The organism is Clavibacter davisi (genome assembly GCF_052751415.1).
Map to the genome: position 1 here is coordinate 274,877 of NZ_CP199882.1, position 11,097 is coordinate 285,973.

Genomic DNA, 11,097 nt, shown 5'->3' on the forward strand with positions numbered 1-11,097 from the left:
CTCGCGGCTCAGACCGCCGTCACCCGCAGGATCGCGATCGACTCGGGCAGCATCGCCGGCGCGTGCAGGCCCGACGCGGCCAGCGCGCGGCCGGTCAGCTCGACGCCGTCCCACCAGGCCGGGGCCGTGAAGCCGGGCTCCGGGGTGCCGACGCGCACGGGCTCCACGCGGTAGCGGCGCTCGGGATCCAGGCCCGGCAGCAGGAAGCGGCCGCGCGGGGAGACCTCGGAGCGGCCGATCGACGCGAGGAAGAACAGCGCGGAAGCGGCGTCCAGCGCCACGGCGCCGTGGACCAGCAGCGTCGGGTCGCTCTCGTCCGCGCGGACGACCGTGCCCGTGTGCATCAGCGCGCGCTCCTCCTTGTAGAGGGCGATCCACGCCGCGAGGTCGGCGTTCTCCTCGTCGGTGGCCTGCGCGAGGTCCCACTCGATGCCGAGGTGGCCGTGCAGCGCCGAGCCCGCGCGGAACGCGAGGCGGTGCGCACGGCCGGTGGTGTGGCTCACGCCCGAGGCGATGTGCGAGCCCAGGAGCTCCGGCGGGAGGAGCTGCATGGTCCAGCGCATCATCTGCTGGCGGTCGAGCGGGTCGATGCAGTCGGAGACCCACACGCGGTCGGTGCGCTCGAGCACGCCGAGGTCGACGCGGGCCCCGCCGGACGCGCACGCCTCGATCTCGAGGCCGGGGAAGCGCGCCCGCAGCTCGTCCATGAGGCGGTACGCCGCGAGCGTCTGCCGGTGCACGCCCGCCTCGCCGCGCGGGTGGACCCCGGCGTCGACGAGGTCGCGGTTGTGGTCCCACTTGACGTAGGCGATGTCGTGGGCGGTGAGGATCGCCGTCATCCGCTCGAGCACGTACGCGTACGCCTCGGGGATCACGAGGTCGAGCACCTGCTGGTCGCGGGCCCGACGGGGGAGGCGGCCGCCGGTGGCCATGATCCACTCGGGGTGCGCCCTGGCCAGGTCGGAGTCCTCGTTCACCATCTCGGGCTCGAACCAGAGGCCGAACTCCATGCCGAGGCCCGTGACGTGGTCGATGATCGGGTCGAGCCCGTCGGGCCACACGGCCTCGTCGACGTACCAGTCGCCGAGGCCGGCGTGGTCGTCTCGGCGGTGGCGGAACCAGCCGTCGTCGAGCACGTAGCGCTCGACGCCGAGCGCGGCGGCGCGATCCGCGAGGTCCTGCAGGCGCGCGAGGTCGTGGTCGAAGTAGACGGCCTCCCACACGTTGATCGTCATGGGCCGGTCGCGGCGCGGGTGGGAGTCCCGGGCGCGAAGGAAGCGGTGGAAGCGGGCGGCCTGATCGTCGAGGCCGTGCCCGTACGCGGCGTAGATCCACGGGCTCGCGTAGGACTCGTCGCGGGCGAGGCGCACCTCGCCGGGCAGGAGCAGCTCGCCGCCGCCGATCACCTGGCGGCCGGTGGAGAGGCGCTCGGCGTAGTGGCGGTGGTTGCCGCTGAACGCGACGTGGACGCCGCGCACGTCGCCGTGGCGGAAGCCGAAGCCGGGCGTGCCGACGGAGAGGAGGGTCGCGGCGTCGGGGCCGGTGCGGCCCTTGCGGCCCTCGCGCTCGTGGATCCCCACCACCAGCTCCCGGCGCTGCGGCGTGCGCTCGAGGCCCCAGCGTCCGGCGAAGTCGAGGATCTCGCGGGCCTCGGCCGGGAGCGGCAGCGCGAGCTGGAGGGCGCCGACGGAGTAGAGGCCGTCGCGCAGGTTGCGGACCTCGGCGCGCATCCGCACGAGGCCGGAGGGCAGCAGCTCGACGTCGATCGCGAGCGCGAGTCCCGCGGCGTCGTCGACCGCGTCGACGTGCACGAGCGCGGGGCCGGCGGAGGCGGATCCGGGCCGGCCGTCGACGCCCGACGGCAGCGGCGAGCCGTCGACCGTCGCGGCCGTGACGCGGAACATCGGCGACCAGTCGGCGCCGTCGCGGTGCCCCTCGAGGCCGGGCTTGCCCATCCACGACGTGTGCGCCTCGGGCAGGATCGACAGCCGCACGGGCGTGTCCGCGATGCTGCCCACGATCGGCTCGACGGACGCGAGCACCAGGGTCTCGAGGTCGGCCGCGGTCGTCTCGCCGAGGTCCGCGCCCCAGTGCACGACGGCGGGGAGGCGGCCGTCGACGAGGTCGAGGACCAGCGAGACGCCGGACGCCCGGAGGTGCAGGAGGGCGGAGGGGACGGCGGTGTCGGACATGGGGCTCCTCGCGTCGGTGCGGGTGGGGACGGATCCATCCTCCCGCGCTCGTGCGGCTGCCGGCGCCGGTGCCGCCGCGGCTGCCGACGCGTGCGCCTAGTCCAGGTCCTCGAGCCCCGGGACGGCCGTGCCGTCCTGCCGGTCGGCGCTGACGCTCGTGCCCGACTGCGACTGGCGGGCGCGGACGGTGCGGGCGCGGATCCGCTCCACGGCGTCGGTGTCGCGCAGCTCGTCGTCGGACGAGCCCGCGGGCTCCACCACGATCTGGCTGGCCGGCCCGATGAGGATCTCGATCGTGCCCACCCCGCCCTCGGGCAGCCGCACGGGCACCTCGACGGTCGCGGCGGCGGTGCCCTCCCGAGCGAGCGCCTGCGCGCACTCCACCACGGCGCTGGCGATGTCGTCGCCGGTCAGGTAGCGGCCGTCGGCGTAGTGGATGGTGTGCACGCTCTCAGTGAAGGCCATCCGCCGCCGGTCGCCTAGGGGCTTGCCGCCAGCGGACGGGGGGTGGAGGGTCCGCCCCGCGCGACGGCCGCGCGGGGCGGTCGCGGCGGGCGGGTGCGGCGGCCTCCCTCGGTACGCTCGGCGGATGACCTACGTCGCTCATCCCGATCGCTACTCGTCCATGCCGTATCGCCGCTCCGGCCGCTCGGGCCTGAAGCTGCCCGAGCTCTCCCTCGGCCTCTGGCACAACTTCGGCACCGCCCGCCCGATCGACACCCAGCGGGCCATCGTGCGCCGCGCGTTCGACCTCGGCATCACGCACTTCGACCTCGCCAACAACTACGGCCCGCCCCCCGGCAGCGCCGAGACCGCGTTCGGCCGGATCCTCGCGGAGGACCTCCGCCCGTACCGCGACGAGATCGTCATCTCCTCCAAGGCCGGCTACCTCATGTGGGACGGCCCCTACGGCGAGTGGGGCTCCCGCAAGTCGATGCTCGCGTCGCTCGACCAGAGCCTCGGGCGCATGGGCCTCGACTACGTCGACGTCTTCTACTCGCACCGCCCGGATCCCGAGACGCCCATCGAGGAGACCATGGGCGCGCTCGCGACCGCGGTGCACCAGGGCAAGGCGCTCTACGCCGGCATCAGCAACTACTCGCCCGAGCAGACCGAGCGCGCCGTGGCGGCGCTGGCCGAGCACAAGGTGCCGCTGACCATCCACCAGCCGAGCTACTCGATGTTCAACCGGCACGTCGAGGGCGGGCTGCTGCCCGTGCTGGAGGAGGCCGGATCCGGCTGCATCGTGTTCTCGCCGCTCGCGCAGGGGCTGCTCACCGACCGGTACCTGTCGGGATCCATCCCCGCCGACTCGCGTGCCGCGACCAGCGGGTTCCTCGACGAGTCGGCCGTGTCCGCGACCTACCTGGAGCGGGCGCGCGGCCTGCAGGCCGTGGCCGAGGGGCGCGGGCAGACGCTCGCGCAGCTGGCGCTCACGTGGGTGCTGCGGCACCCCGGGATCACGAGCGCGCTCATCGGCGCGTCGAGCGTGGAGCAGCTGGAGCAGAACGTGGCCGCGGCCGGCGCCCCGGCGCTCACCGACGACGAGCTGGCGGCCATCGAGCCGCTCGCGGTCGACGGCACCGGGCGCTGATCCGCGGATGACGGACGCCCCCGCCCCCGCCCACCTCGCCGAGGGCGCCGCTCCCGCCGGCCTCGCCGCTCTCCCCGCTCCGGCCGACCGCGCCGCCCTCGCCGACCGGGTGAGCCGGATCCTCGACGCGCAGGGCATCGTCGACGGCCACGACGACCTCGCCTGGGCGCTCCGCGAGCGCGCGGTGCGGGAGGGCGGCCGGGGCGCGTCCGTCGGCGACGACGTGCTCGCCCGGCTCGCGGTGGAGGACGCCGTGCCCGGCCTGCACACCGACCTGCCGCGCCTCGACCGCGGCCGCATGGCGGCGCAGTTCTGGTCGGTGTGGGTGCCGGACCTGCCGGACGTGGATCCGGTGCGCTCCACGCTGGAGCAGATCGACGTGGCGCGCCGGCTCGTCGCCGCGCACCCGGATCGGCTCGCGCTCGCCGTGACGGCCGACGACGTGGAGCGCGTCGTCGCGTCCGGCCGGATCGCATCGCTCCTCGGCATGGAGGGCGGCCACTCGATCGGCGGATCCCTCGGCGTGCTGCGGGCGATGCGGGCGCTCGGCGTCCGCTACATGACGCTCACCCACAACGCGAACGTGCCCTGGGCCGACTCCGCGACCGACGCGCCCGTGCTGCACGGGCTGAGCCCGGCCGGCGAGCGCGTGGTCGCCGAGATGGAGCGGATCGGCATGATCGTCGACCTCTCGCACGTGTCGGCCGACGTGATGCGGCACGCGCTGCGGATCGCCCGCCGTCCCGTGCTGTTCACGCACTCCGGGGCGCGCGCCGAGTGCGACGTGCCGCGGAACGTGCCGGACGACGTGCTCGCCGCGCTCCCCGCGAACGACGGTGTCTGCATGGCGACCTTCGTCCCGCAGTTCGTGTCGCCGCGGGTGGCGGCGTGGCACGACGAGACGCTGGCGCTCGCCGTGGCCGAGGGCGTGGATCCGCGCGACCACGAGGGCGTGCAGGCCGTCGCCGCGCGCCGCCCGGGGGAGCGGCCGCGCGCGACGCTCGCCGACGTCGTGCGGCACGTGGAGCGGATCCGCGAGGTCGCCGGACCCCGGCACGTGGGCCTCGGCGGCGACTACGACGGCATCGACCGCACTCCCGACGGGCTCGAGGACGTGTCGTGCTACCCGGCGCTGATCGCGGCGCTCGCCGAGCGGGGCTGGTCGGACGGAGACCTGCGGGCGCTCGCGGGCGGCAACGCGCTGCGCGTGCTGCGGGCGGCGGATGCGGACGACGAGGTGTCGCGCGCGCCGGCGGACGCGGGGGACCTGGCGTGAGCGCGGAGGGCGGCGCCCGGGGCGGCGACGCCCTCGGCGCCGCATCCGCCGCGGCCCTGCGCGCCATGGACGCGCGCGCCGCGGCCGCCCTCCTCGACGACCTCGCCGACCGCGGCTGGCCAGCGGAGCACCGCGAGCGGCACGGCGGCTGGATCCTGCGCGCCGCGGGCGGCGTGACGAAGCGCGCGAACTCCGTGCTCCTGGCCGGCCCGGTCGACGACACGGACGCTGCCCTCGACGCGGTCGAGACGTTCGCGGACCGCCACGGGATCGACCCGTGCGTGCAGGTGTCGCCCGCGTCGGAGCCCGCCGACCTCGCCGCCCGGCTCACCGCCCGCGGCTACGTCGCCGAGGCGCGGACGCTCGTGCAGGTCGCCGACGCCGGCGCGGTGGTGGCGCGGCTGGCGGAGGCGGGAGGTGCGGATCCGGCGCTCGCGCTCGCGCTCACGGTCGCGGACGCGCCCGACGACGCCTGGCTCGACGCGTGGTGGAGCGTCGACGGGCGCGGCGGAACCGCCGAGCTCGCCGTCGCCCGCGGGATCCTCGCGCGCGGCCCGGCCGTGTACGCCGCAGTGCGCGACGGCGACCGCGTGCTCGCCACCGCGCGCCTCGCGCTCGTCGGCCGCTGGGGCGGGCTGTTCGCCGTCGCGACGCGCCCCGAGGCCCGGCGGCGCGGCCTGTCGCGGGCGGCCATGGGAGCTGTGGTCGGCGCGGGCGTCGAGCGGGGGATCACCGACCTCTGGCTGCAGGTCGTGGCCGAGAACGACGGCGCGCTCGCCCTCTACGACGGGCTCGGCTTCCAGCCCGCGTCGCGCTACGAGTACTGGGCCCGCACCCGCCAGCCGTCGGCCGCCTCGAGATCGGCGAGGAACCGCGCGTAGACGCCCGGCTCGGCGGCGAGCGCGTCGTGCGTGCCGCGCTGCACGAGTCGGCCGCCGTCGAGCACGAGGATCTCGTCGGCGCTGCGGATCGTGTCGAGCCGGTGCGCGATCACGAGCAGGGTCCGGCGCCCGCGCAGGAGCCGGATCGCCTCGCCCACGGCCGCGGCGCTCTCCGCGTCGAGCGCCGCCGTGGCCTCGTCGAGCACGACCACGGGCGTGTCCGCGAGGAGCACCCGGGCGATGGACACGCGCTGGCGCTGGCCGCCCGACAGCTGCCGGCCGCCCTCGCCCACGGGCGTGTCGAGGTCGAGCCCGGCGCCGAGCGGCAGGCCGGCGCGGCGGAGCGCGTCGGTGACGGCGGCGTCGTCCGCGTCCGGATCCGCGAGGCGCACGTTGTCGCCGAGCGTGCCGGCGAGCAGGTGCACGTCCTGGAAGACGGTGGACACGGACGCGGCCACGTCGGCGAGCGCCATGTCGCGCACGTCGACCCCGCCGATCCGCACGGCGCCGTCGGTCACGTCGGCGGCGCGGGCGAGGAGCCGGGCGATCGTCGTCTTGCCGGATCCGGACGGGCCGACGAGCGCGATCATGCGGCCGGCGGGCAGGGCGGCGTCGACGCCCGCGACGGCCGGGGTCGCGGATCCCGGGTAGGAGAAGGAGACGCCGTCGAGCTCCACGTCGGCGCCGACGGGCCGGAGCGTCGTGCCCAGCGGGCGCTCCGGGATGGGGGCGGCGTCGAGGATCCGGCGGACGGCGCCGAGATCGCGGCGCGCGGCGCGCACCCCGACGGCCAGCTCCGCCGCCTGGCCGACGAGGTCGGCGGCGTGGAAGACGAGCACGAGCGTCGCGACCGTGCGGCCGGCGTCGACCGGGCCGCCGCCGACGCGGTCGACCGCGAGCACGAGCGCCACGACGAGCGCGGCGCGCATGACCGTGCCGAACGCGACCAGCCCCGCGACGATGCGGCCGATGAGCGCGCGGGACGCGGCGCGGTGCCGCACCAGGATCCCGTCGACGAGTCCCGCGTCGCGTCCCGTGCGCCCGTGCGCGCGCAGCACGTGCTGCGCCTGCGCGAACTCCACGACGCGCTCGGCGATCTCGGTGTGGGCCGCGGCGCGCGCGGCGTCGGCGCGCGCCACGACCCGGCCGCCCAGGCGGAGGGCCAGCAGGAGCACCGGGGCGAGCACGAGCAGGGCGACGCCGAGCGGGGGATCCAGGATCAGGAGCGCGACCGCGATCACGGCGGGCACGACGGTCGCGGTGATGAGCGGCCGCAGCAGGTACGCCGGCACGCCCATCGACGCGAGCACGCTGCCGCCCGCCGCACCCGTGAGCTCGGCGCGGTGCGCGGCGTCGAACCAGGCGAGCGGGAGGCGCACCACGTGGTCGCCGATGCGGTGGTGCAGCGCGTTCGCCGCCCGCACGCCCGCGCCGAACGCGGCCGACTGCGCCCGCGCCTGCACGGCGAGGTGGGCGGCGGCGAGGAGCAGGAAGAGGGCGATCCACGGCCACGCGGACGCCGGATCCGGCCCGAACAGGCGCTCCAGCACCGGCACGAGGGCGACCACCGCCGCGCCGTGCAGCACGGACGCCGCCGCCATGCGCGCCACCACCGGGCGCAGCTCCCGCTCGCCCGCGGGACCGAGGGTGCGGCGGATGTCGTCTATCGCGCCCATCAGCGCTCCTCCCGGTCGGTGTCGGTCGTGCGGGTCGTGCGGGTCGTGGCGGTCGGGGCCGGTTCCAGCGCGCCCGTGCGCCGGAGCCGCGCGTACAGGCCGTCGAGCGCCAGGAGCTCCGCGTGCGTGCCCTGCTCCACGATGCGGCCGGCGTCCATCACGACGATGCGGTCCGCGTCCTCCACCGTCTCCAGCCGGTGCGCGACGACCAGCACGGTCCGGCCGCGGGTCGCCTCGGTGAGGGCGCGCTGCATCCTGGCGGCCGTGCTCGGATCGGCGTGCGCCATCGGCTCGTCGAGCACGAGCACCGGGCAGTCGGCGACGAGCGCGCGGGCGAGGGCGATGCGCTGGGCCTCGCCGCCGGAGAGGCCGCCGCGGGGATCCAGCACGGTCGAGTACCCGTCCGGGAGGGCGTCGATCACGTCGTCGACCTGGGCGATCCGGGCGGCGGCGCGCACCTCGTCGAGCGACGCGCCCGGGCGTCCCAGCCGGAGGTTCTCGAGCGCGGTGTCGCGCAGCAGCACCGTGTCCTGCAACACGCAGCCGACCTGGGCGTGCCAGGCCGCCGGGGTCGCGTCGCGCACGTCGACGCCGCCGAGCTCGAGGGTGCCGCGGGTGGGCAGGCGCAGGCGGGCGACGAGGGCCGCGAGGGTGGACTTGCCGGATCCGGACGGGCCGACGACCGCGGTCACGGATCCCGGCTCCAGGTCGAGGTCGACGTCGCGGAGCGCGTCCCACTCGCCGTCGTACGAGAAGCCGACGCCGCGGAGCACGAGGCCGGCGCCGTGGCGGGCATCGGGTTCGCGCGGGTCGGCGACCTCCGGCTCGACGGGCGCGCGCAGCACCTCGTCGACGGCCTTCGCCGCATCCACCGCGCCCCGGATGGCCTGCGCGCGCGGGCCGATGACGCCGACGGGCGCCGCCATCGCGGGCGCGAGGAGGAGGAACGGCGCGAGGTCCGCGGCGGGCAGCGCGCCGGCCGCGACCATCGCGCCGCCCACGGGCACGACGAGGGCGAGCACGCCGATCGGCGAGACGGTCAGCCACGACGCCGTGGTGACGGCCGTGGTGCGCGCGACCCAGGCGCCGAAGAACGCGGCGAAGGCGTCGACCGCCTGCAGGTAGCGGGCGTGCGCGCGGCCGGGCCGGCCGAAGGAGCGGACCACCTGGATCCCGTCGGCGAACTCCACCACGCTGCCCGCGATCTCGGCCGACGCGCGCCCGTACTCGGCCATCGACGACATGGCGCCGGACATCGCCCGCGCGAAGAGGAACACGCCGGCGACGAGCGGCAGGAGGCAGACGAGCGCGAGCGGCACGTCGAGGGTGAGGAGGTAGACGAGCGACGCGACGGTGACCACGACCAGGCGCGTGACGTCGAGCAGGGTGTGCGCGACGAGCGCGTGCAGCGCCGCGACGTCCTGCTGAACGGCCTGGCGGACGCGGCCTGCGTCGTGCGCGTCGAACCAGGCCAGGGGCACGCGGCCGAGCCGGGCGACGATCCGGCGTCGGAGGTCGAGCTGGAGGTCGGCGTCGGCGAGATGGGTGAGGGTGTCGGCGGTCGCGCCGAGCAGGAGGCTCGCGAGGCCGGCGACGGCCGCGAGGACCACCCCGCCCCACGCCGGGGGACCGCCGGGGTCGGCGACGGCGGCCCGGCCGATCTCGGCGACCGCGACGACGGCGGCGAGCCCGCTCGCGGAGGCCGCGGCCTGCAGGAGCACGGCGGCCGCCAGCCGGACGCGGACCGCGCGGACGGCGACCGCCACGGTGGCGGGCTGCTCGGCCGGGCCCGGGGCGACCGGGGTCGCCGTCGTGTCCGGGGCGTCCGGGGCGCCCTCCGTGCCCGTCATCGGCCGAGCACCGCGAGCTCGGTCGCCGCGTCCTCGGCCCCGCCGCGCAGCACGGTCCACGACCGCCCCGCCTCCCGTTCGAGCGTCGCGGGGTCCAGGCTGTGCCATTCGTATCCTCCTCGGACCTCCCGCACCGTCCGCTCGCCGTCGAGCACGAGCCAGCGCGTGGTGAAGCGGGTGGCGCCGTCGCGGCCGGGCTCGGCCGTGGTCCACCACTCGTAGGTCTGGGTGCCGATGCGCTCGCGCAGCAGGCGCGTCGGCGGGAGGGAGCGCGCGCTCGTCCCCATCAGGTCGACGACGACCACGCCGCCCGGCACGAGCCGCTCGAGGCAGCGCCGCCAGAGGTCGGCGCGGTCGTCGCTCCCGAGGTGCCCGGCGACGCCGATGAGCACGACCGCCCGGATCCGGTCGGGCAGCGCGACCTGCTGCGCCGTCTCGGGGCGGATGGTCACGCGGTGGCGGAGGGCCGGATCCTCGTGCACGCGGCTCCGCAGCACGGCGCGCATGACGGGGGAGGGCTCGGCGGCGAGGATCGGCGCGCCGGGCACGAGGTCGGCCAGCAGGCGCGTGACCCGGCCGGTGCCCGCGCCGAGCTCCACGATCGTGCCGGGGTCGGGATCCGCGTCGGGGCCGCGGCCCGCGCCGGGGCCGCGGCCCGCGTCGGCCCCGCTCGCCGAGGCGCCCGCCAGCGCCTCGGCGAGGACGCCGGCCATGGCCCCCGTGTGCCGTCGGGCCACGAGGTCGTAGAACTCCGCGCCGGGGGAGTAGTCCTGGAGCTCGAGCGTCACGGGAACATCGCCTCCGCGTCGGCGGGGAAGGCGAGCGCCGGATCCAGCTGGGAGACGATCGCCTCCACCACCTCCGCGGGCCGCTCCGCCAGGTAGAAGTGGCCGCCGCGGAACACGCGGAGGCGCGCGTCGCCGTCGGATCCGGCGTCGTCCTCCCCGGCGACGAGCCGGTGCCACGCCTCGGCCTCCGCGGGCCGGAGCTCCGGATCCGCGTCGCCGCTGAACACGCTCACCGGGCAGCCGGGCCCCGGGCCGGGGCGGGTGCGGTGCGTCTCGACCAGCCGGTAGTCGTCGCGCAGGCAGGCGAGCACGGTGCGGCGCATGTCGTCGTCGGCCAGGATCTCCGGCGCGGTGCCGCCCTGCCGCACGAGGTCGGCGAGCAGCACGGCGTCGTCCTGCCGGTGCAGGGTGCCGCCCCACCGCTCGGTCGGCGCGCGGCGTCCCGACACGACGAGCCGGACGGCGGGGCGGCCCGCGGCCGCGAGGAGGCGCGCGGTCTCGTAGGCGACGAGGGCGCCCATGCTGTGCCCGAACAGCACGACCGGCAGGCGGTCCGGCAGCGCGCCGACGGCCGTCGCGACGTCGGCGGCGAGCGCGTCGAGGTCGGGGCTGACGGGATCGCCGTAGCGGTCGCCGCGGCCCGGGTACTGCACCCCGAGGAGCTCGACGCCCCGCGGCACGAACGGCGCCCACCCGCGGTAGGCGGACGCCGCGCCGCCGGCGTGCGGCAGGCAGACGAGGCGGATGCGGGGCGCGGGCGCCGCCTGGATGCGCCGCAGCCAGGCGTCCTCCATGCGCGGGGTGTCGATCACGGCGGGCTCCTGGTGCTCGGGTGCGGGT

Annotated in this window: 9 protein-coding genes; 3 read left to right on the plus strand and 6 right to left on the minus strand. The window is 77.0% G+C overall.

Features of this window, described 5'->3' with window-relative positions:
- Positions 1-8: 8 nt before the first annotated feature.
- Both ACU4ZT_RS01400 and ACU4ZT_RS01405 read right to left on the minus strand, forming a co-directional pair.
- Positions 9-2,192, minus strand: coding sequence for an alpha-galactosidase (locus ACU4ZT_RS01400; RefSeq protein ID WP_445337677.1), 2,184 nt, complete (start codon positions 2,190-2,192; stop codon positions 9-11).
- Positions 2,193-2,288: 96 nt separating this feature from the next.
- Positions 2,289-2,639 carry a hypothetical protein gene (locus ACU4ZT_RS01405; RefSeq protein ID WP_254654558.1) on the minus strand — a complete coding sequence of 117 codons (351 nt, stop codon included), beginning with the start codon at positions 2,637-2,639 and terminating at the stop codon, positions 2,289-2,291.
- Positions 2,640-2,781: 142 nt separating this feature from the next.
- Here ACU4ZT_RS01405 and ACU4ZT_RS01410 point away from each other — a divergent pair, with 142 nt between their 5' ends.
- From ACU4ZT_RS01410 to ACU4ZT_RS01420, 3 genes are read left to right on the plus strand one after another with little or no spacing between them, the layout of a single operon-like run.
- Positions 2,782-3,786, plus strand: a complete 1,005-nt coding sequence (locus ACU4ZT_RS01410) for an aldo/keto reductase (protein WP_445337679.1) — start codon at positions 2,782-2,784, stop codon at positions 3,784-3,786.
- A 7-nt stretch (positions 3,787-3,793) separates the two neighbouring features.
- The gene (locus tag ACU4ZT_RS01415; RefSeq protein WP_414748547.1) at positions 3,794-5,062 is read left to right on the plus strand and encodes a dipeptidase; all 1,269 of its coding nucleotides are present in this window, start codon (positions 3,794-3,796) and stop codon (positions 5,060-5,062) included.
- Positions 5,059-5,943, plus strand: a complete 885-nt coding sequence (locus ACU4ZT_RS01420; RefSeq protein WP_445337681.1) for a GNAT family N-acetyltransferase — start codon at positions 5,059-5,061, stop codon at positions 5,941-5,943. The genes ACU4ZT_RS01415 and ACU4ZT_RS01420 overlap by 4 nt, the downstream gene beginning before the upstream one ends.
- Here the strand turns inward: ACU4ZT_RS01420 and ACU4ZT_RS01425 are convergent.
- The 4 genes from ACU4ZT_RS01425 to ACU4ZT_RS01440 are packed head-to-tail and all read right to left on the minus strand — an operon-like array spanning position 5,877 to position 11,069.
- Positions 5,877-7,619 carry an ABC transporter ATP-binding protein gene (locus tag ACU4ZT_RS01425; RefSeq protein ID WP_445337683.1) on the minus strand — a complete coding sequence of 581 codons (1,743 nt, stop codon included), beginning with the start codon at positions 7,617-7,619 and terminating at the stop codon, positions 5,877-5,879. The two genes, ACU4ZT_RS01420 and ACU4ZT_RS01425, sit on opposite strands and share 67 nt — an antisense overlap.
- Complete coding sequence (locus ACU4ZT_RS01430) at positions 7,619-9,469, minus strand: ABC transporter ATP-binding protein (RefSeq protein ID WP_445337685.1); 1,851 nt, start codon at positions 9,467-9,469, stop codon at positions 7,619-7,621. Before ACU4ZT_RS01430 ends, ACU4ZT_RS01425 begins: the two co-directional genes overlap by 1 nt.
- Positions 9,466-10,257, minus strand: coding sequence for a class I SAM-dependent methyltransferase (locus tag ACU4ZT_RS01435; RefSeq protein WP_445337687.1), 792 nt, complete (start codon positions 10,255-10,257; stop codon positions 9,466-9,468). Before ACU4ZT_RS01435 ends, ACU4ZT_RS01430 begins: the two co-directional genes overlap by 4 nt.
- Complete coding sequence (locus tag ACU4ZT_RS01440; protein WP_445337689.1) at positions 10,254-11,069, minus strand: thioesterase II family protein; 816 nt, start codon at positions 11,067-11,069, stop codon at positions 10,254-10,256. The genes ACU4ZT_RS01435 and ACU4ZT_RS01440 overlap by 4 nt, the downstream gene beginning before the upstream one ends.
- Positions 11,070-11,097: the final 28 nt, after the last annotated feature.

Coding starts and splice junctions, on each gene's coding strand:
- ACU4ZT_RS01415 (WP_414748547.1), top strand. CDS start 3,794: ATGACGGACGCCCCCGCCCCCGCCCACCTCGCCGAGGGCGCCGCTCCC.
- ACU4ZT_RS01400 (WP_445337677.1), bottom strand. CDS start 2,192: ATGTCCGACACCGCCGTCCCCTCCGCCCTCCTGCACCTCCGGGCGTCC.
- ACU4ZT_RS01425 (WP_445337683.1), bottom strand. CDS start 7,619: ATGGGCGCGATAGACGACATCCGCCGCACCCTCGGTCCCGCGGGCGAG.
- ACU4ZT_RS01430 (WP_445337685.1), bottom strand. CDS start 9,469: ATGACGGGCACGGAGGGCGCCCCGGACGCCCCGGACACGACGGCGACC.
- ACU4ZT_RS01410 (WP_445337679.1), top strand. CDS start 2,782: ATGACCTACGTCGCTCATCCCGATCGCTACTCGTCCATGCCGTATCGC.